This is a genomic window from Williamsia sp. 1135 (assembly GCF_002095395.1).
Lineage (GTDB): Bacteria > Actinomycetota > Actinomycetes > Mycobacteriales > Mycobacteriaceae > Williamsia.
On record NZ_MJEI01000076.1, the window covers coordinates 22,604 to 41,635 of the forward strand.

The 19,032-nt window shown below is 64.6% G+C and carries 19 protein-coding genes and 1 tRNA gene; 5 read left to right on the top strand and 15 right to left on the bottom strand.

Going from position 1 to position 19,032, the window contains the following annotated elements; translation table 11 throughout:
- Positions 1–405 precede the first annotated feature (405 nt).
- Together BFL43_RS07395 and BFL43_RS07400 are read left to right on the top strand one after the other, a co-directional pair.
- Positions 406–828: an HIT family protein gene (locus tag BFL43_RS07395; RefSeq protein WP_084891934.1), complete on the top strand. Its 423-nt coding sequence runs from the start codon at positions 406–408 to the stop codon at positions 826–828.
- A 5-nt stretch (positions 829–833) separates the two neighbouring features.
- A complete protein-coding gene (locus tag BFL43_RS07400; protein ID WP_084891935.1) occupies positions 834–1,607 on the top strand; it encodes an NAD-dependent deacylase in 774 nt (257 codons plus the stop codon).
- Between the two features lie 196 nt (positions 1,608–1,803).
- On the opposite strand, the gene BFL43_RS07405 is transcribed toward BFL43_RS07400, so the two are convergent.
- The 3 genes from BFL43_RS07405 to BFL43_RS07415 form a co-directional block, all read right to left on the bottom strand.
- Positions 1,804–5,967, bottom strand: a complete 4,164-nt coding sequence (locus BFL43_RS07405) for an AAA domain-containing protein (protein ID WP_084891963.1) — start codon at positions 5,965–5,967, stop codon at positions 1,804–1,806.
- A gap of 127 nt (positions 5,968–6,094) precedes the next feature.
- On the bottom strand, positions 6,095–6,421 hold the full coding sequence (locus BFL43_RS07410; RefSeq protein ID WP_084891964.1) for a rhodanese-like domain-containing protein: 327 nt from the start codon (positions 6,419–6,421) through the stop codon (positions 6,095–6,097).
- Positions 6,422–6,644: 223 nt separating this feature from the next.
- Positions 6,645–8,420, bottom strand: a complete 1,776-nt coding sequence (locus BFL43_RS07415; protein ID WP_143695158.1) for a DEAD/DEAH box helicase — start codon at positions 8,418–8,420, stop codon at positions 6,645–6,647.
- 168 nt (positions 8,421–8,588) lie between these two features.
- Here BFL43_RS07415 and BFL43_RS07420 point away from each other — a divergent pair, with 168 nt between their 5' ends.
- Complete coding sequence (locus BFL43_RS07420; RefSeq protein WP_084891936.1) at positions 8,589–10,400, top strand: long-chain fatty acid--CoA ligase; 1,812 nt, start codon at positions 8,589–8,591, stop codon at positions 10,398–10,400.
- A gap of 222 nt (positions 10,401–10,622) precedes the next feature.
- Here the strand turns inward: BFL43_RS07420 and BFL43_RS28860 are convergent, their stop codons facing one another.
- From BFL43_RS28860 to BFL43_RS07435, 4 genes are all read right to left on the bottom strand, one after another.
- Entirely contained in the window at positions 10,623–10,799 is a 177-nt protein-coding gene (locus tag BFL43_RS28860; protein WP_168176554.1) for a hypothetical protein, read from the bottom strand.
- A gap of 265 nt (positions 10,800–11,064) precedes the next feature.
- Positions 11,065–11,994, bottom strand: a complete 930-nt coding sequence (locus BFL43_RS07425) for a serine hydrolase (RefSeq protein WP_084891937.1) — start codon at positions 11,992–11,994, stop codon at positions 11,065–11,067.
- Between the two features lie 63 nt (positions 11,995–12,057).
- On the bottom strand, positions 12,058–12,375 hold the full coding sequence (locus BFL43_RS07430; protein WP_084891966.1) for a hypothetical protein: 318 nt from the start codon (positions 12,373–12,375) through the stop codon (positions 12,058–12,060).
- 266 nt (positions 12,376–12,641) lie between these two features.
- Positions 12,642–12,726 (bottom strand) — tRNA-Leu (locus tag BFL43_RS07435).
- A gap of 59 nt (positions 12,727–12,785) precedes the next feature.
- On the opposite strand from BFL43_RS07435, the gene BFL43_RS07440 reads away from it, so the two are divergent.
- Positions 12,786–13,238: a transcriptional regulator gene (locus tag BFL43_RS07440; protein WP_084891938.1), complete on the top strand. Its 453-nt coding sequence runs from the start codon at positions 12,786–12,788 to the stop codon at positions 13,236–13,238.
- Positions 13,235–13,594 carry a DUF3817 domain-containing protein gene (locus tag BFL43_RS07445; protein ID WP_084834383.1) on the top strand — a complete coding sequence of 120 codons (360 nt, stop codon included), beginning with the start codon at positions 13,235–13,237 and terminating at the stop codon, positions 13,592–13,594. The genes BFL43_RS07440 and BFL43_RS07445 overlap by 4 nt, the downstream gene beginning before the upstream one ends.
- A 3-nt stretch (positions 13,595–13,597) precedes the next feature.
- Here BFL43_RS07445 and rdgB read toward each other — a convergent pair whose 3' ends face one another.
- From rdgB to BFL43_RS07485, 8 genes are all read right to left on the bottom strand, one after another.
- Complete coding sequence (gene rdgB / locus BFL43_RS07450; protein WP_084891939.1) at positions 13,598–14,215, bottom strand: RdgB/HAM1 family non-canonical purine NTP pyrophosphatase; 618 nt, start codon at positions 14,213–14,215, stop codon at positions 13,598–13,600.
- Positions 14,215–15,000, bottom strand: a complete 786-nt coding sequence (gene rph, locus BFL43_RS07455) for a ribonuclease PH (RefSeq protein ID WP_084891940.1) — start codon at positions 14,998–15,000, stop codon at positions 14,215–14,217. The genes rdgB and rph overlap by 1 nt, the downstream gene beginning before the upstream one ends.
- Before the next feature lie 64 nt (positions 15,001–15,064).
- Positions 15,065–15,829, bottom strand: coding sequence for a cyclic nucleotide-degrading phosphodiesterase (locus tag BFL43_RS07460; RefSeq protein ID WP_084891941.1), 765 nt, complete (start codon positions 15,827–15,829; stop codon positions 15,065–15,067).
- 48 nt (positions 15,830–15,877) lie between these two features.
- Positions 15,878–16,675: a glutamate racemase gene (murI, locus tag BFL43_RS07465; RefSeq protein ID WP_084891967.1), complete on the bottom strand. Its 798-nt coding sequence runs from the start codon at positions 16,673–16,675 to the stop codon at positions 15,878–15,880.
- Entirely contained in the window at positions 16,675–17,322 is a 648-nt protein-coding gene (locus BFL43_RS07470; protein ID WP_084891942.1) for a rhomboid family intramembrane serine protease, read from the bottom strand. The genes murI and BFL43_RS07470 overlap by 1 nt, the downstream gene beginning before the upstream one ends.
- 29 nt (positions 17,323–17,351) lie before the next feature.
- Entirely contained in the window at positions 17,352–18,323 is a 972-nt protein-coding gene (locus tag BFL43_RS07475; RefSeq protein ID WP_084891943.1) for a cysteine synthase, read from the bottom strand.
- A 12-nt stretch (positions 18,324–18,335) separates the two neighbouring features.
- Positions 18,336–18,608 (bottom strand): MoaD/ThiS family protein, encoded by a 273-nt coding sequence (locus tag BFL43_RS07480; RefSeq protein ID WP_084834378.1) that lies wholly within the window; start codon positions 18,606–18,608, stop codon positions 18,336–18,338.
- Positions 18,609–18,617: 9 nt separating this feature from the next.
- Positions 18,618–19,022 carry a M67 family metallopeptidase gene (locus BFL43_RS07485; RefSeq protein WP_084891944.1) on the bottom strand — a complete coding sequence of 135 codons (405 nt, stop codon included), beginning with the start codon at positions 19,020–19,022 and terminating at the stop codon, positions 18,618–18,620.
- Positions 19,023–19,032 lie beyond the last annotated feature (10 nt).

Sequence of the window (19,032 nt, forward strand, 5' to 3'; positions counted from 1 at the left end):
GACCGCGCTGTCTGTGGGCGGCGCATCCCGGAGATTCTCACCCGCTGGCGGACCGAGCGATTCGCGTTGCGAATCCCTGTGCAGCCCACTACGTTTCATCTCGACCGACGGGCAACATTGCCCGCGCCCTCCAGATGCGCTCGAACACCATGTTGGCACACAAAAATGAGGTTTTCCTCATGTTTCAAAGTGACCCGCGGGTATACCCGTCAGTAACATTCGACGTAGAGGTGCTAACGACTACTAAAGTAGTGCAAACAATAGTTCAACAAGCAGTTCACACCGACCGAACGAGCGCTCACCTGGGCAAATGACGGACTGTCGGCACCGTTATGCAATCGTGATAAACGAATTTGTCACTCCCGGTGAGCGGGCTGTCGAAAGACGCGGCATTAGGGTGGATGTATGAGTGACTGCGTCTTCTGCGCGATCGTCGCCGGAAGCTCTCCGGCCCACGTCGTCTACGAGGACGACGACGTTCTCGGCTTTCTCGACATCCGTCCGGTACGACCCGGCCACACGCTGCTGATCCCCAAGCGCCACGCCGCCAACCTCGCCGAACTGAGCCCCGATCAGGGCGGCAAACTGTTCCAGGCCGGCCAGCGTGTCGCCGCCGCCCAGCGCGCATCGGCGATCGCCGCGGACGGAGTCAACCTGCTCGTCAATGACGGCCGCGCTGCCTTCCAGACCGTCTTCCACTCACATCTGCACGTGGTGCCGCGACACAACGGGGACAAGCTGGTCCTCGCCAAGAGTTTGCTCACCAGGCGCGACAACGACCTGCCGGGTACGGCCGAGATCCTGCGTTCCGAACTGCAGGGATCCTGACGCCCATGGGCGCGACACCCCTTGACCCGGCCGTCGCCGCGCTGGTCCGCGGGGCGCACTGGGTGACCGTGTGCTCGGGTGCGGGCATGTCGGCCGAGAGCAACGTCCCCACTTTCCGCGACGCCGAGACCGGATTGTGGGAGCGCTTCGACCCCACCGAGCTCGCGACGCCCGAGGCGTGGTCGGCCGACCCCGCGCTCGTCTGGGCTTGGTACCAGTGGCGCGCCCGGCTCGTCCGCGGCGCTGAACCCAACGCGGGCCACCGCGCACTGGCGCAGTGGGCGCAGCGGCGAACCCTGATGGTCGTCACCCAGAATGTCGATGATCTCCACGAGCGTGCGGGCAGCTCCGTGTCCGCACACTTGCACGGCAGTCTCTTCGCGCCGCGGTGTTCCAACTGCGGAACCCCCTACGACGGCACCGATGCCGACCCGGATACGGCGACCGAGACCCTGCGCGTCGAACCGCCCGCGTGCCCGCGGTGCCTCTCCCCCGTCCGGCCGGGCGTGGTGTGGTTCGGGGAACCGCTACCTCAGGATGCCTGGGACCGCGCCGCCGATGCGGCGGCCGGATGCGACCTGCTGATCGTCGTGGGGACATCGGGCCTGGTGTATCCGGCCGCCTCACTTCCGGAACGGGCTCTGGCCGCAGGCATCCCGGTGATCGAGATCAACCCGGATCCGACACCGCTGAGCTCATCGGTCACGCATTTCCTGCAGACCACCGCGGGCCGAGGTCTACCGGCCCTGCTCGAGCACGTGCGAGCGGCCGACGACTGAGCGCCTGACAAATGAGCACCGGTCGGGTCGCAACCACCCCCTCGACCGTGCTTGTCGCCATCGAGCGTGCCTTAAAGACCCTCGACCGTGCCAATACTCGCATCGACTGTGCCGAAAGCGCTCGTCTGCGTGGGGTATAGGCACGCTCGACGGCCAGTTCGGCACGGTCGGCGGGTGTTTCGGATCGATCGGAGGTCTAGTCTCCGCCGCTCAACGCGAGAGGTTGCCAGGGCTCGACATCTGAGGAACCCGCCAGCTCTGGTGCCACCGAGTTCGGTGAGACGCCACGTCTTTCGAGTTCATCCCACAGTCCGCGCATCGCGAGTTCTGGGTCGAGCAGATATTCCGACTCGCGCACTCGCCAGAAACGCCAACCGCAGCGGCGCAATTCGCGTTCGCGCTCCATATCGGCGCGCGCTTGTTCAGGCGTGCTGGTGAACTCGTCACCGTCGCATTCGACGGCGAGCCTGGCGTCGCTACCGGTGACGACCAGGTCGATGACGCGGTTGTTGACGACCACCTTGGGATTCACGTAGAAACCGCGCTCGGTCAGATCGACGAAGATCTGCTGCTCGAACAGCGAGTCGAACGGTTCGTTGCGCGACGTGGTCGTGATACCGACAGGCATCGGATCGACCAGCGCACCTTCGGTTTTCTGCATGTAGGTCAACAGCGAGTACCGCAGATCGTTCGCCTTGAGGTCTTCGGCCTCCACCGAATGGACCAGCCAGAGCTGTTCCATCGCCCGGGAGGCCGCCACGTTGATACGGCGCTGGGACTCACTGCGGGTCAGCGCATTGACGTTGGTCTCCGGGCACACGACCATCGACAAGAAGATCACGTGTCTCTCATCGCCCTGGAAGTCGGGCGGAGTTCCCACCCGAAGCGCCCGCTCGCGCCAGGTCTCGGGATCGATCGCATCGCGTAGCGACTGGCTCACGAGGTCGACTTGGCGCTGCCCCTGCAGCACCACGACACCGAAGGACATTCCCGCATACCGCGGATCGGCGTCAGCCTCCTTCAGGAGCTGCACCAACGCGGCGGCTTCGTCCGGATTCACGAGCGAAGAGTTCGACCCGGAACTCCTGGCCCCGTCGATATGTCGGGTCTGCAACGGCGGCAACCGATCCGCACCGAACTGTCGCACCGGGATCAGCGGGGAGTCGGGATAGAACTGCCGACTCGAGAACTCGATGATCTCGGGCATCGACCGGAAATGCTCGCGGAGGCGCACCACGTGTCCGAAGCGGGTACGCAACATCGAGAACAGGCTCGAACGCGGCGTGAGACTGTCTCGCATGTATTGCGGGATGTCGTACAGATAGGTGTCGAGTTTGGTGAAGACCTCGTCCATGCCCGATCCCCCGAAACCTCCCGGCGCACACTGCCGATCGTCTCCGACGACGATCACGCGGGGCGCGAGCCACAGCAGGAAGAGACTGGAGATGTCGGCTTGGCTGGCCTCGTCCACGATCACCACATCGAAAGAGTTCTGCTGCGGTGCAACAGAACTGAGCACCTGTGAGATCGGCATGATCCACGCGGGCACCGCGGTCTGCGCTTGTGCCATCGCAGACCGTGCGGCGAGCCTGAAGCGCTCTGCGTGCTTTCCCGAACCCTTACCGATGTTCGTGATGTGATCTCTGTACGACTGCAGGGCCTGGACCTGGCTGACCGTCATGTGCTCGAGGCACTCGCGCCACGCGCAGGCGGCTGCCAGCCGCGCTGTGAAGTGCGTGATGTCGGCTTCGACCTCGTCGAGGTCCGCCTCGAGCCTCATTTCACGTTCGGGGTCGCTGCGGTCCTGCGCCCACTGATAGGCCCGGCGCCACGACCACGCGGCATCCATGTCAGCGAGACGGTCATCCCAGATCGCCTCGGTCGAGGTCTCGATCAGCAGTTTGACGAGATTGGGGGCCTTCTGCTTCAGGCGCAGCTCGAGGAGGTCCAAAGCTCCCTGGCTCTCGCGCTCGATGCGGGCTGAGTTGAAGGCGCGGCGGGTCTCGAGGATTGCGTCGGGGTCGGCGGCACGCACTGCCGCGAGCAGGGCGTCGCCCTCGCTCGACGGTCCCTTCTCGATCTCCGCTGACAGGACGCGTGCGATGTCATCGAGTTCACGGCGAGCCAACGTGCCGTCGTTCGCCGCGGCGATGGCACCTGCCTGCCGCGCCACCTCCTCGACCTCATCGATACTCTTCGGACGGGGGCCACCTGGACTGATCGAATTCAGCTCGCGCACCAATTGATCTCGGCCCGTGAGCAATTCGGACACCCAGGCGAGTTGCCCGTCGAGCCGCACGAGACGTCCGAGCTGCACCGAACGAGTCCCGCTGGTGTCCATCGGGACGTTGACCTCGGCGAGGATCGACTGGACCCGGGCCACCGCATCGAGCACTCCGAGGTGGTCGGCGACGAGCCTCAGTGACGGAGCATCAGTCGGCACTCGACCATCGACCGTATAGGACGCTCCCAGGTCCTCGACAGCTTTCTGCTGCGGGGCTTTACGGAATCGACCGCGCCACACACCACCCGATTCCAAGTACTCCGCGGCCTGTTCGAACAGGACCGAATCGCCTGTGGCCGCACCGTCTACCTCGACGGTGTGTGTCCCGATGCGCTTGTCCCGCTCGGTCGCGTCATCGATGACCTCCGACAGTGCCGTCACGCGATTCCACAGGTATGACGCCTCACCGGAGAGCAGTCGCTGCGCCATCTGCTGCAGGTGCGGCGGGAATGTCCGGACTTCGCGTACCGCTGCACCGAGACGATCACACCTGGTCTTGACCCGGAGCAATCGAGCACTGTCCACATCGGCGAGAATCGCGAGAAGCGAACCGCTGCCGACCATGCCTTCAGAGGGGCGCTCTTGCACCCGCTTACAGATCTGCTCGAGTTCCACGGTGCCCGGCAGCACGTCGTCCAGTGGGGGCAGATGCTGAGCCAATCGATCAGACCATCCGTCGCCCCGCGCGCGCAGTAGTTCCAGTAGTCGCTCGAACTCGGTGGGCTCCAGGGCCGGCAGCGCACTGCTCAACGGACCTGGAAGCCAATCATGCTGCTCAGCAACCTGGTTGCACTGGCGCACGATGTGGGCTGCGGTTCCGCTGTACCCGGCCGCGACCCACTCGTGCTTCTCGGTTTCCGACTCCCGGAGCTGCCAGATCTCCCGTAGGATCTGTTCACGCTTGGCGCGTGCCTGATCACGCTTGGACCGCAGGTTCTTGATCTCGCTGGTCGCGACTCGCGACTGGAAGCTGCCCTTACGGGTGGCGATCGCCTCGACGCTGTCGATCAGCGACTGGGAACCGTCCTTGGTCACATCGGTGATCGAGACCGCCAGTTCCTGCAGTTCGACGGGAAGCTTGTCTCGGAGTACGTGCAGGGCCTGCGCCTTCTCCGAGACGACCAGCACCCGCTGACCCTTGGCCAGGAGAGCCGACATGAGATTCGCGATCGTGTGGGTCTTACCTGTTCCTGGCGGACCTTCGACGACGACCCCGCTGTCGAGGCCGAGTTGCGCGAGGATGTCGCGCTGTTCGACGTTCGACGGCAACGGATAGAGCGCGTCTTCGACGAGTTCGGCCGCGGACATCGCGCCGGTCTCGCGCAGCCGAGAGACCCGCTCCGACGCTTCGACCGGCTCGACCAGTTGTGCAAGGCCGATCGGGATGTCATTTGATTCATCCCGAACGCTGGCCATCATGGCCTCGTAGTAATCGAGCAGCGGCGCCGAACCGCGACGACGCAGGACGAGAGCAGGCGCCAAGTCGACCGTCACGGAGGCAGGGTCGTCGACGACCGCGCGTCGCCACTTGGTGAAGAATTTCTCGACCGACTCCGCGATCGGCGAGCGCGTGGTGCCAAGGGTGTCCGAGAGCTCGGTCGACGCCGCCAGGTCGAACCCGTCGAGGCCGGTGAGCAGATGACCTGCGTGCAGCTCCGGTTGTGACCCTCCGGCGAGCCTGACGCTGATGACCCCGGTGGCGTGGTCATGATCGGCGATGACCGGCTGGGTGAGAAGGTGCTCGCGGATGGCCGTGGGCCCATGAGCCGTGAGCAGCCCTGACGCAACCACGAGCTCCAGCGATTCTGGACGCTCGGCCAATTCGTCGATGGCCTGGGCCAGCAGGTCGTACGCGGTGTTCTGCAGCTCGTTGCTGCGGGAGAGTTCGGTGATCACCTGGCCCACCGCTGCATCGCGGTCGATAGAGATGTCGTAATCAGGCCCGAGCCAGACCACCCCGGCGTGCTCTGAGACGTCCCGGATGACCGAGGACTTGGCCCGAACCAGCTCATGCAGGAACTGCAACAGGCGCAGTACCCTGCCGCGCCGGTCGTCGCCGGGCACAGAATCGGTCATCATGTCCTCGAGTTAAGCCTCAGGTTGATACTTACTAACCCAGAACGCTACCCGTTGCAGCGACCGTCTTCACGAGATGGCTGCCGAATGTCGGACTCGACTTCCCTACGCTCGCGCCGTTCTCCCCTCAGGCAGTTGTCGCGGAACGCAAGGCGCGGAAACCGCCGTCGACATAATGCACATGGGTGTAGCCCAACGCGGCGATCCGCTGGGCGATCTGGGGTGCCTGTGAACTCACCGATACGACCGCGATCTCGGTGTCCAGGTCGTCGATCACAGGAATGCGATGCTTCGAAGTCGGGTCGAAAGCTGCGAGGAGCTCATGGGGTTCGACCACCACGGCTCCGGGCAGACTGCCCTGGTGCCGCACGACCTGAGGTCGCATGTCGACCACGATTGCATCTCCGCGATCGCGATGCTCGGCACATTCTTGCGCCGAGATCGGATCAGCCATCATTACTGGACTCATCACCGTTCCTCTTACCTACAACTTGTGTGCGCTCTTGTTGTGTCGTTCACCACACCCGAATTGTTACGGGAGGATGACGTCGAATCTAAGTTCGCAACACCAGAACCACGCCGCCGGCGATACTACCGATCGTCCGGGATGTATTCCACCCGGTGATCTCACAGCTCACAAGAGGTGATAGGGAAGAGTGATCTGCCCAGCTCGGACCCTACGGGCGGGCCCGGCCTGCAACTTTCTGTGACCCGCGACGCTCGCGCCCGTACGACTTCCCGCCGCCGGCGCCCTTGTTGCCGTAGGAAGATCGCGAGCGTGGAGCCCCGTCGTCTTTCTTGATGCCGATGGGCACGCCGCCGATACGGGTACCACGCAGACGCGTCAGCGTCTCCCGGTCGAGATTGCGCGGCAACTCGACCAGCGAGTGGTCTGCACGGATGCTGATGTGGCCGAAATCGCCTCGCGAGAGGCCTCCTTCGTTGGCGATCGCACCGACTATGGCACCCGGGGTCACGTTGTTCTGACGACCGACGGCGAGCCGGTACGTCGCGAACTCGGTGTCGCCGCCGCGGCCGGAACGCTCGGCACGCTCCTTGCGGTCGCGATCCTTACGTTCGCTCGCAGGCGGATCCGGCGACATCAGGAAGCCGCCGTCGCGCGTTTCGAGTGCGAGTGCAGCCGCGATGTCGGCCATCGTGACGTCGTTCTCTTGCGCGTAGCCCTCGATCAGTTTCCGGAACATGTCCAGGTGATCGGAGCCCAGGTTCTGGGTGATCGACTCGGCGAACTTCGTCTTGCGCTGGGCGTTCACATCGTCGACGCTCGGCAGCCCGATCTCGTCGAGCGGTTGGCGTGTCGCCTTCTCGATGGCGCGCAACAGGTGGCGCTCGCGCGGGGACACGAACAGCAGCGCAGTGCCGGACCTGCCCGCGCGGCCGGTGCGGCCGATGCGGTGCACGTACGCCTCGGTGTCGTGCGGGATGTCGTAGTTCAGCACGTGGGAGATGCGATCGACGTCGAGTCCGCGGGCCGCCACGTCGGTGGCGACGAGGATGTCGACCTGACCGTTCTTGAGTTGCGCGATGGTGCGCTCACGCTGAGCCTGGGCGATGTCACCGTTGATGGCCGCCGCGGAGAACCCGCGCGAACGCAACCGTTCTGCGAGATCTTCGGTGGCCTGCTTCGTACGGACGAAGACGATCATCGCGTCGAACTGCTCGACTTCGAGGACGCGCGTCAGGGCGTCGAGTTTGCGTTGATGCGAAACCTGCAGGTAGCGCTGCGTGATGTTCGACGCAGTGCCCGTTTTGGCCTTCATCGTGACCTCGACGGGGTCCTTCAGGTACTTCTGCGACAGCCGGCCGATGGTCTTCGGCATCGTCGCGGAGAACAGCGCGACCTGCTTGGTGTCCGGAGTGTCCTTGAGGATTCGTTCGACATCCTCGGCGAAGCCCATGTTGAGCATCTCGTCGGCTTCGTCCAGCACGAGGTAGTCGAGCTCGGAGATGTCGAGCGTGCCCTTGTCGAGATGATCGATCACGCGACCGGGGGTGCCGACGATGATCTGTGCACCGCGCCGCAATCCAGACAACTGGACGGTGTAGCTCTGTCCGCCGTAGATCGGCAGCACCTTCACGCCGGGCAGGTGTGCCGAGTACCGGCCGAACGCTTCGGCGACCTGCAGTGCGAGCTCACGGGTCGGCGCGAGGATCAGCGCCTTCGGTTTACGGGCGGATGCATCGATCCCCGAGAGGATGGGAACGGCGAACGCCGCGGTCTTACCCGTTCCGGTCTGGGCAAGACCGACGACGTCACGACCCTCGAGGAGCGGCGGAATCGTCGCAGCCTGGATCGGTGACGGGGTCTCGTAGCCCACGTCTGTGAGCGCTTGGAGTACCCGGGCATCCATCCCGAGGTCTGCAAACGTGATGGTTTCTTCACTCGCAGCGGCCGCATCACTCACGGCGGCCGCATCAATACTGTCGGTCATTACTGTCCACTGTAGCCGTGAACAGCCCAAATCCGTTATTCGCAGCGTAGGGTGCCGCAGTCGCTCGTAGCTGCTTCGCAGGTCCCTTACTGACGAGTAATGACAAAAGGTAATCTATCGCACAGTTGCCGGTGTCCGATTTCGTCAGTCACCGGTTCTCCGCATTCCATGCCGCAGGAGGCCTACGTGCAAGAGATCACCGTCCCGTCCGACTTCGTTGTGCCGGACAAGGCATCCATCGTCGATTCGATGTTGCGGCACCGCGAGGAATCACCGACCAAAGCGCTGTTCAAGCGGCGCACCGATGGCGGCGCCTGGGCCGACATCAGCACCAAGGAATTCGCGGACCTCGTCGACGCGGTGGCCAAGGGCTTCATCGCCTCCGGCATCGGCCCCGGCGACCGGGTGTCGATCCTGAGCGCAACCCGTTACGAGTGGACCGTGATCGACTACGCCGTGTGGCGTGCCGGCGGCACCACGGTCGCCATCTACGAGACCTCGTCCTCGTCGCAGGTCCAGTACATCGTCGAGAACTCGGAGACCTCGCTCATCGTGGTCGAGACCGAGGGCCAGAAGTCGGAGCACTCGCCCGCTCTCGCCGAGGCGGCGAGCCTGAAGGAGACACTTGTCATCGACTCGGGTGCGATCGACGAACTGAAGAAGCGTGGCGAGAAGATCGACGACGCGGAGCTGGACCAGCGACATGCGAACACGCTGTCGAGCGACATCGCGACCCTCGTCTACACCTCCGGCACCACCGGCAAGCCCAAAGGCGTTGCACTGACCCACGCCAACTTCCTGCACGAGTGCCACGCGGTGCGGGTGACGCTCGGCGACCTGATGTCCGAGGGCAGCTCCACCCTGCTGTTCCTTCCCCTGGCCCATGTGTTCGCGCGCATCATCTCTGTCGCGTCGATTGTGCATCTGGTGCAACTCGGCCACACCACTGTCGGCCCGACGCTCATGGATGATCTCGCGGCATTCAAGCCCAGCTACCTGCTGTCGGTGCCGCGTGTGTTCGAGAAGGTCTACAACAGCGCCAAGCAGAAGGCCGAAGACGGCGGGAAGGGCAAGATCTTCGGCAAGGCCGCCGACACCGCGATCGAGTACTCCAAGGCTCTCGAGACCCCGTCCGGCCCAGGGCTCGCACTCAAGCTCAAGCACAAGCTGTTCGACGCTCTCGTCTACTCCAAGCTGCGCGCCGCTCTCGGTGGCGAGTGCACCAGCGCGGTGTCCGGTGGCGCCGCGCTCGGCGCTCGGCTCGGGCACTTCTTCCGCGGCATCGGGATCCCGATCTACGAGGGCTACGGCCTCAGCGAGACCACCGCCGCAGTAACCGTGAACGCCGAAGGTGCACAACGCATCGGGACGGTCGGACGGCCCATCTACGGCCAGTCGGTCGCGATTGCCGACGACGGCGAGGTCTTGCTCAAGGGACCGGTCGTGTTCGGTGGTTACTGGAAGAACGAGCAGGCGACTGCCGACGCCCTCAAGGACGGCTGGTTCCATACCGGCGACATCGGCACGCTCGATGACGGATACCTCTCGATCACCGGACGCAAGAAGGAACTGATCGTCACCGCCGGCGGTAAGAATGTCTCGCCGGCACAGATGGAGGACGCGGTCCGCGCTCATCCCCTGGTCAGCCAGGCGTTGGTCGTCGGTGACAACAAGCCGTTCATCGCGGCCCTGATCACCCTCGATCCAGAGGCCCTCCCGGGCTGGCTCGAGCGGCACGAGCTGCCCGCGGACACCGCGATCGCGGATCTGCTCGAGAACAAGGACATCCTCGCCGACATCGATGACGCCGTGAAGACTGCCAACACCCTGGTGTCCAAGGCGGAAGCGATCAAGAAGTTCCGGATCATCGACACCGACTTCACGATCGAGTCCGGAGAATTGACGCCCACGCTCAAGCTCAAGCGCAACGTCATCCACGACTCACACGCCGACGAGATCGAGGGTCTTTACACGAAGTAGACAAGAACCCGAAAGCAACGGGAGGCAGGCCACCACGGCCTGCCTCCCGTTTCGCGTTTCCGTCGCCAATGTGGTCGGTCAGAGCGAGTTGGCGGGAATGTTCGTCCCCGAGGTGGATTGCCGAGGGAACATTCCCCCGAACCGTCTCTGAGGGGACGTTTTTCGCGAATCGACTGCTGGGCAAGTGGGTACGGTGGCCGCCGAGGGCCCGCGACGAGTGGGCTACTTCAGTACCAAGACGATGACGACGAGAGCCAGCAACGCAACCAAGACGAGCCACTCCCATTTGTCGCCGCGACTCTTGCGCGGCGGCGGGGTGTGCTCGCTCTCGGCTTTCTTCGCTGCCTGCTGGGCACGGAAACCGGCCGTCCACGGTGGTGGCGGCGGAAAATCACTCACTGTCTTCTACTCCTTGAACGTACTGCGTAAATCCGGCTCAGCTCTGAGCTTTTCGGTCAACGACCGATGCCGGGGTTCCGTTCCCAACTGCGGCGGTGGGGCGACCGAGATCACAGCACCCGACCACGAGGAGCGGCGTCGCGGCCTATCCACGGTCGGCAACAGGGCGCAGCACGAGCGTCCGCAGAGCGATCGGAGTGGCGGAATACGCTCCGGCCCAGGAGATCACACGAATACTCGGCAATCTCCCGACGTCTTCACGGCGTCAGTTCATCACATCGGACGCCTGATCCAACACCTCGTACACGGCGGCGGCCAACGCGGTGAGGCGGTCCCTTTCCGGTTGCCAATCCTGGTCGAACTGTTGCCGGCTCAGGAGCACCACCACGAACCGGCCGTCGTCACCGACGAGCCCCGCGCTGTGCAGGTAACTCGTCTGATCGTCGCAGCACATCCAGCCCTGCTTCGCGACGGCGATCCCGACCTGCCGTGGAGCAAGGAGTCCGAAGTCCTGCGCGAAGCCGTCTGTCGCGACGGGCGGCGCGGCGGCGAGAGCACCGATGATCATATCTCGATCCATCTCCGGCATCGAGATCACATGCCGATAAAGCGTCGCGAGATCGGCAGCCGTGGTCGTCATCTGCCCCCAATACGACGGATCGACGGGCGCAGTCGTCCCGACCAGTCCGACTCGCGCACTCACGCGTGCCGCAGCACCCTGTCCATCGAACCTCTCCCACAATTCGTTCATTGCGAGGTCATCGCTCGGCCCGAGGGCGCGCCGCAGCAACTCGAGGTCTGGCTCGCCGACCACGAGGTCGTCATCTCGTCGTCTGTCGATCACGTCCACGGTCACAACGAGTTTGGCGAGCGACGCAGCAAACATGGGCACCGGCGCAGGGGTGGTGGACGCACTGACCCCGGTCGTCGTGTCGAGCACCGCCGCGTCGAGGTCGATACCGCCCCCGGCGGTCGCTGTGGCCTGCGCCGCGGCCAGCGCCGCAAACGAGTGATCGGCTGACACGGGTCCTGATGGTGCCATCAAGAGAGAATTGGTGGGCACGGGGGCGGCGGCCCGTGCCGACCCGCACACGACCGCCCCGACCGACGCCGCGACGAGGATCTGCGCAGCGATCAGCGACGCCGCCACGACGGTGCGTAGGGGCGGTGCCGCGGAGGTGGATCGAGCGAACATCGTATGTCCAGCATCCGCTTCTCTGAGGCTTGCGGCCACTTCGCCACCTGTGTACCTCACCACCTACCGGGGACCGGGATGCTCGGCCGGCCGCAGCGCCCACCCGGGAACCCAGTGCGTCACCTTTTCCTCGCGACCTTTCGCCGGGATCGTATAGGTCACCTTGCCGAACCACTCCCCCCATTCCGTCATGCCCCACTCGGTCAGGACCCCCAGCGTCTTTTTACGAAATTGCAGTCCATCGGGGTGGTACGAGCCGGAATGGTGCGGCTGATAGGCGTAGAGCGTGATCAGGTCGACGGTCACCGCCATATGGCCCACGCGGACGAACGCCGGTCGTCGCGGTTGACCGCTGTCTCCACCGATGCTCGCCGTCTTCATCATTCGACCATACGTTCGAAGTACTGATAGTCTCAAGCGCGGCGGGGCGGCGATGCCTGCGGAGTCCGAATGGAGACGTGGAGACGCCGCTCTGCCTATCGACCTGGTCTTTCTACCGACTGACCTCGGTTGTACGCAGAATGTCTGCGACAAACCAATCCCTACCCGGCCGGGGACCGAATGACTGGATGCCGGGGGACCCCCGACCCTCCCGGCACTACCGCCCCTCGGCCTTCACAGGCCGAGGGGCGGTCATCTTGTTCACGTGGTGCGCGAGGGGGGACTTGAACCCCCACGTCCTGAGACACTGGAACCTAAATCCAGCGCGTCTGCCAATTCCGCCACTCGCGCGTGCAGAGCACAGACTACCGGCTGACCAGCGAGTTGCGGCACTTAGGTACGGTCAAGACATGGCATCGAACAAGCAGCGGCACCGACCAGCACTCATCGCGCTGGTCATCGTCGCAGCCGTTGCCTGCCTAGCCATGGCCTGGTGGCAGCTCGACCGGTTCGAGTCCAGCTCGGGCACCGGCCAGAACCTCGGCTATGCCCTGCAGTGGCCCGCGTTCGCGGCGTTCTTCGTCTACGCCTACCGCAAGTTCGTCGTCCTCGAGGACAATCCGGACGAGGTCGAGAAGATGCATGCGGCGAACAACGGCATCAAAGAGATCCCCGCGGGCATCCTGCCGCCGCGGCCGAGCGCCGCGCCGACGCCGACGGTCGAGGACGGCACCACCGAAGGCGATCAAATCGCCGAGTACAACCGGATCCTCGCCGAACTCGCAGAAGCGGACGCGGCCCGTCTGGCGCGACTGCAGGCCCAAGCGGCCCCATCCGACAATTCGCAACGGAGTAATCAGTGACCGAAACACCCGCCGAGTCGACCACCACCCCGAGGACGATCACGCCACCGAACAAGATCAAAGGTGCGCTGCTGCGATATCGGGTGATGGCCTGGATCACCGGCCTGTGGCTGCTGCTGCTGGTTGCCGAGATGATCCTGCTCTACGGATTCGACAACCACTCGCTCGACTTCGTTCCGTTCGTGCACGGGTGGGTGTACTTCATCTACCTGATCATGGCGATCGACCTCGGCATCAAGGTCCGCTGGCCGATCGGCAAGGCTATCTTCACGCTGATCGCCGGAACAATCCCGTTCCTGTCGTTCTGGGTGGAACACAAACGCACCCAGGAGATCCGGGCGCAGTTCAGCCTCTGAACGCTACCGCGTCGCAAACTCGCGCAAGGCGGGTAACAGCTGCGCCAGCGCCCGCCCGCGGTGACTGAGCGCGTCCTTCTCGGCTGCCGACAACTCGGCCGAGCTGCGCCCTTCGCCTACCGCGTCATCGGGTACGAACACGGGGTCATAGCCGAACCCGTTCTTGCCGCGCGGTTCTGCGATGATCCGCCCGCGCCACTCTCCGCGGACGACGACCTCTGAGTCAGCCGTGACCAGCGCGCACGCAGAGACGAACGCGCCGCCCCGACGCTCCTGCGGTACATCTTTGAGCTGACCGAGCAGCAACGCGGTGTTGGCGGGATCGTCACCATGCCGACCGGACCAGCGCGCCGAAAGCACCCCCGGCATGCCGTTCAGCGCATCCACCTCGAGGCCGGAATCATCGGCAACACATGGCAATCCGGTGGCCGCGTATGCGTCCCGGGCCTTCGCGAGGGCATTCTCCTCGAACGTGGCACCGGTCTCCGGTGCCTCTTCGAACGGGGGCACCTCGTCGAGACCGATCACCTCGAGGCCCTCGATGCCGGCCTGCTCCACCACGCGCCGGAGCTCGGCCAACTTCTTGGCGTTGCGACTGGCAACCAGTAGACGACCACCCATCAGCTGCCGAATGCCTTGCGCTTGCCCGGGGTCTCGGCAACCGGCAGCTCACCCGGGTACGGAAGCGCCAACGCCGCACGCTGCACCTCGAAGAGTTGTTCGGTGCCCGCCATCGCCACGTCGAGCAACCGGTCCAGGGTCGACCGCGGGAAGGTCGCGCCCTCCCCCGTGCCCTGGATCTCGACAAGAGTTCCGGTATCGGTGGCCACCACATTCATGTCCACCTCGGCACGAGAATCCTCTTCGTAGGGCAGGTCCAGACGCACGCGACCATCGACGACGCCAACGCTGACGGCGGAGATCATGCAGGAAATAGGCTGTGGGTCAGCGAGTTTGCCTGCGGCGTTCAGATAGGTCACCGCGTCGGACAACGCAACGTAGGCGCCGGTGATGGCTGCGGTTCGTGTTCCACCGTCGGCCTGGAGCACGTCACAGTCGAGCGCGATCGTGTTCTCCCCCAACGCCGCGAGGTCGATGCAGGCACGCAGTGATCGACCGATGAGGCGGCTGATCTCCTGGGTGCGACCGCCGACCTTGCCCTTGACGGACTCGCGATCGGAACGGTCGTGGGTGGCTGCGGGCAACATCGCGTACTCCGCTGTGAGCCAGCCGAGTCCGGAGCCGCGGCGCCATCGGGGAACCCCCTCGGTGACACTCGCGGTGCACATCACTCGCGTCTGCCCGAATTCCACCAACACTGATCCGGCGGGGTGATTGGTGAATCCGCGGGTGATGGTGACCTTCCGCAGCTCGTCGTCGACTCGGCCATCTACACGTCTACTCACACCGCCTACCCTATCGACTATGGCCAGACCTGTGGTCGGGTGGCCGATACGCGGGTCGCCGGCGTCAGTCGATGTCGATCTGTTCGCCTTTACGAACGACCGTGATCGGGCCGTCGTACACCTCACGAGCTTCGGCGAGTACGTCATCGGGCCAGGTCCATGGCGGAAGGTGGGTCAGCGCAAGCTTCTTGACCCCCGCTTTGGCGGCGGCTTCGCCCGCTTCACGCCCGGACAGGTGCAGGTTCGGCGGCCGGTTGGCCGGATCGTGAGTCCACGATGCCTCGCACAAGAACACGTCAGCGCCCTCGGCCAGTTCGATCAGCTCATCGCACACACCGGTGTCCCCCGAGTACACGAGGACTTTCCCCTCGGGCGCGGTGATCCGAAATCCGAAGGTCGACGGCGGATGGTTGACCTTTCGCGCCAGAATCTTCATCCCGCCCAATTCGATCTCTTCTCGGTCAACCCATTCGCCCACCTCGAAGGTGTCGGTGATGTCGTCGACCTGACCGGCGTACTCCGACGACGCGGCGCCGATTCGCGCGGCGGTACCCGGAGGCCCGATGAGCGTGCCCTTACCGGTCGCTGGCACCGGACTGTATCGACGCCACACCAGCAAGCCCGGGAGATCGAGGCAGTGGTCGGCGTGGAGGTGGCTGAGCACGATCGCCACGTCGTTCGGGTTCGCGTGCTGCTGCAGGGGCCCGAGGACGCCCGGACCGAAATCCATCACCACTGGCTGGTGCCCCGGCACGGTCAGGAGATACCCCGACGCCGGAGAGTCTGGGCCAGACAAACTGCCCGAACAACCCAGCACGGTCAAACGCATGCCGCCATGCTGCCACGCCTGATGACCGTGGCGTCACCGGACGGCAGATCAGGCGTGTTGAACCGCTCCGATTGCGGGTCCGAGGAACCTCGTCGCCAACCGCGCGAACAAATCCGGGTCGCCGGTTGCCTGGAAGACGCGCTGCGCGGGCAGGACCGATGGTTCGCGGAGCAGATCGTTGGCGGTGAGGACGCGCAACACGTCCTTCGCCGTCTCCTCCGCACTCGACACCAACGTCACGTCGTCGCCGACCGCCAACTGGATGACCCCGGACAGCATCGGATAGTGGGTGCAGCCGAGCACGACGGTGTCGACCCGGGCGGCAGCCAGCGGCTCGAGGTAGCCCTCCGCCAAGCCGAGAACCTGACGACCGCTGGTGATGCCCCGCTCGACGAAGTCGACGAACCTCGGGCAGGCGACAGACGTGATCACCGCGTTCTGCGCAGCGGCAAAGGAGTCCTCGTACGCCCGGGAGGCGATCGTCGCCTCGGTCCCGATCACGCCGATACGTCCCGACCTGGTCGCGGCGACAGCTCGGCGCACTGCCGGCAGGACCACCTCGATCACCGGCACCGGGTAGCGCTCACGCGCGTCTCGCAGACACGCCGCCGACGCGGTGTTGCACGCGATCACCAGCGCCTTGACACCTCGTTCGACGAGTTCGTCGCCGATGGCGAGCGCGTGGGCCCGGATCTGCGGGATGGTCAGCGGCCCGTAAGGACCGTGGGCGGTATCGCCGATGTAGATGATGTTCTCGGCGGGAAGTTGGTCGATCACGGCGCGCGCGACCGTCAGGCCACCGACCCCGGAATCGAAGATTCCGATCGGTGCGTCCACATCTGTGATCACTGGGTCAGTGCCTTCTTCTCGTCGCGCTTGCGATCCTTCTTCGACAGGTACCAGGCGGCCAGGACGCCCCCGATCGCACCGAAGAGGTGCCCCTGCCAGGAGACCCGGCCGTCGGTGGGGACCACACCCCACAGGACGCCTCCGTAGATCATGAACACCACGACCCCGAGGAGGACCTGCCAGACGTCGCGATTGAACAGTCCGCGCACCAGGATGTAGGTGAGCCAGCCGAAGATGATGCCGGACGCTCCGACGGTCACGGTGTACGGCGGCGCGAACAACCAGACGCCGAGGCCCGACACTACCCACACGATGGCCGTCGTGATGATGAAACGCCTCGCCATCAGGACCAGGAACCCCAGCACCATCCCGGGAAGTGTGTTGGCCGCCAAGTGTTCCCAGTCGGCGTGCAAGAACGGCGAGAAAAAGATGCCGGTGAGACCGTCAGCCTCTCGCGGTTCGATACCCGCACTGTCGAGGTCGTGTTTGCTGACGGCGTCGATCGCCTCGATGACGTAGAGCAGCGCGGTCAGGACGGCGATGACGACGGCCGAACGTGCCCACAGCGGCCACGACGTCCGCGCAGGCGCCGGTGGTCCGGTGGACGGCAATCCACCGCCGTAGGAGCCGAGCGATCCGGTCATGGGTCTCCGATCAGATATCGCCGCGACCGTCAGGCCCAGAGCTGGCCCTCGAGATCGTCACTTGCCTTGTCGAGGCTACCTTCGTACGCCCCCGTGGACAGATACTTCCATCCGGCGTCGCAGACGACAAAGGCGATATCGGCGCGCTGACCAGCGGACATCGCCTTGCGGGCGACGCCGAGGGCGGCGTGGACGATCGCACCCGTCGAGACCCCGGCGAAGATGCCCTCGGTGTCGATCAGCTCACGCATACGGCGGACCGCGTTGCGGCCCTCCACGGAGTACCGCATGGTCAGGATCGACTCGTCGTACAACTCCGGTACGAAGCCTTCGTCGATGTTGCGCAGTCCGTATACCTCTTCGCCATAACGAGGTTCGGCTGCGACGATCTGGATCTGCGGCCGCTGCTCACGAAGAAACCTGCCGGCACCCATCAGGGTCCCGGTGGTGCCGAGTCCTGCCACGAAGTGGGTGATCTCCGGTAGGTCGTCGAGCAGTTCGGGGCCGGTGCTCTCGTAGTGCGCCAGCGCATTCGACGGATTCCCGTATTGGTAGAGCATCACCCAGTCGGGGTTGGCGGCGGCCAGCTCCTTGGCCATCGCGACCGCCTTGTTCGACCCACCGACCGCAGGCGAGGAGATGATCTCGGCGCCGTACATCGTCAGCAGCTGTCGCCGTTCGACCGACGTGTTCTCAGGCATCACGCAGATGACCTTGTAGCCCTTGAGTTTTGCTGCCATCGCCAGCGAGATCCCGGTGTTGCCGCTGGTAGGTTCGAGGATGGTCGCGCCCGGCGTCAACAACCCGTCCGCCTCGGCCTGTTCGATCATCCGCAATGCCGGACGATCCTTGATCGAGCCGGTGGGATTGCGATCTTCGAGTTTGGCCCACAACCGCACGGCCGGGCCGTCATCGGTGTCACGCCAGCGCGGTGACAACCGTTGCAGACCGATCAGCGGGGTATGGCCGACCGACTCGATCAGCGATTCGTAGCGTGTCATGGACTGCTGGTCTCAGCCGCCGGCGACGGCAGGCAGAATCGTGACCTCGTCGCCGTCGGCAACTGCGGTGTCGAGACCACCGGAGAACCGGACGTCCTCGTCGTTGACATACACGTTGACGAATCGGTGTAGCTTTCCGGAGGCGATCAGGCGGTCCTTGAGACCGCCGTGGCTCGCATCGAGATTGTCGATCAGTTCGGCCACCGTCGCACCGGTGGATTCGACGCGCTTGTTCCCGTCGGTGTAGGTCCGCAGGATCGTGGGGATGGAAACGGTTACCGCCATGGCGAACTCCTAGTTGATTTCGATCTCTTCTTCGGTGACCACTCCGGCGGTGATCCGGTAACTGCGGATCTCCTCGGTGTCGGGATCTCGGGTGGAGATCAAGACGTAGTGTGCGTTCGGCTCGGAGGCGAACGAGACATCGGTACGGCTCGGGTACGCCTCGGTCCCGGTGTGCGAGTGGTAGATCACAACCGGTTCCTCGTCGTTCCGATCCATCTCACGCCAGACCTTGAGTTGTTCCCCGGAGTCGAACCGATAGAACGTCGGCGATCGTTCGGCGTTGACCATCGCGATGAACCGCTCCGGCCGATCCGAATCCTCCGGGCCCGCTATCACCCCGCAGGCTTCGTCGGGATGGTCGGCGCGGGCGTGCGCAACCATCGCTTCGACAAGCGAGCGGCTGATGGTGAGCACTGACTACCTC

Bases quoted from the DNA above. Each gene is read 5' to 3' on its own strand.
- BFL43_RS07410 (WP_084891964.1), bottom strand. From the start codon at position 6,421: ATGGCTGATCCGATCTCGGCGCAAGAATGTGCCGAGCATCGCGATCGC.
- BFL43_RS07415 (WP_143695158.1), bottom strand. From the start codon at position 8,420: ATGACCGACAGTATTGATGCGGCCGCCGTGAGTGATGCGGCCGCTGCG.
- BFL43_RS07430 (WP_084891966.1), bottom strand. From the start codon at position 12,375: ATGAAGACGGCGAGCATCGGTGGAGACAGCGGTCAACCGCGACGACCG.
- BFL43_RS07420 (WP_084891936.1), top strand. From the start codon at position 8,589: ATGCCGCAGGAGGCCTACGTGCAAGAGATCACCGTCCCGTCCGACTTC.
- BFL43_RS07395 (WP_084891934.1), top strand. From the start codon at position 406: ATGAGTGACTGCGTCTTCTGCGCGATCGTCGCCGGAAGCTCTCCGGCC.
- BFL43_RS07480 (WP_084834378.1), bottom strand. From the start codon at position 18,608: ATGGCGGTAACCGTTTCCATCCCCACGATCCTGCGGACCTACACCGAC.
- BFL43_RS07405 (WP_084891963.1), bottom strand. From the start codon at position 5,967: ATGACCGATTCTGTGCCCGGCGACGACCGGCGCGGCAGGGTACTGCGC.
- rdgB (WP_084891939.1), bottom strand. From the start codon at position 14,215: ATGGGTGGTCGTCTACTGGTTGCCAGTCGCAACGCCAAGAAGTTGGCC.
- BFL43_RS07425 (WP_084891937.1), bottom strand. From the start codon at position 11,994: ATGTTCGCTCGATCCACCTCCGCGGCACCGCCCCTACGCACCGTCGTG.
- BFL43_RS07400 (WP_084891935.1), top strand. From the start codon at position 834: ATGGGCGCGACACCCCTTGACCCGGCCGTCGCCGCGCTGGTCCGCGGG.
- BFL43_RS07440 (WP_084891938.1), top strand. From the start codon at position 12,786: ATGGCATCGAACAAGCAGCGGCACCGACCAGCACTCATCGCGCTGGTC.
- BFL43_RS07460 (WP_084891941.1), bottom strand. From the start codon at position 15,829: ATGCGTTTGACCGTGCTGGGTTGTTCGGGCAGTTTGTCTGGCCCAGAC.
- BFL43_RS07470 (WP_084891942.1), bottom strand. From the start codon at position 17,322: ATGACCGGATCGCTCGGCTCCTACGGCGGTGGATTGCCGTCCACCGGA.
- BFL43_RS07475 (WP_084891943.1), bottom strand. From the start codon at position 18,323: ATGACACGCTACGAATCGCTGATCGAGTCGGTCGGCCATACCCCGCTG.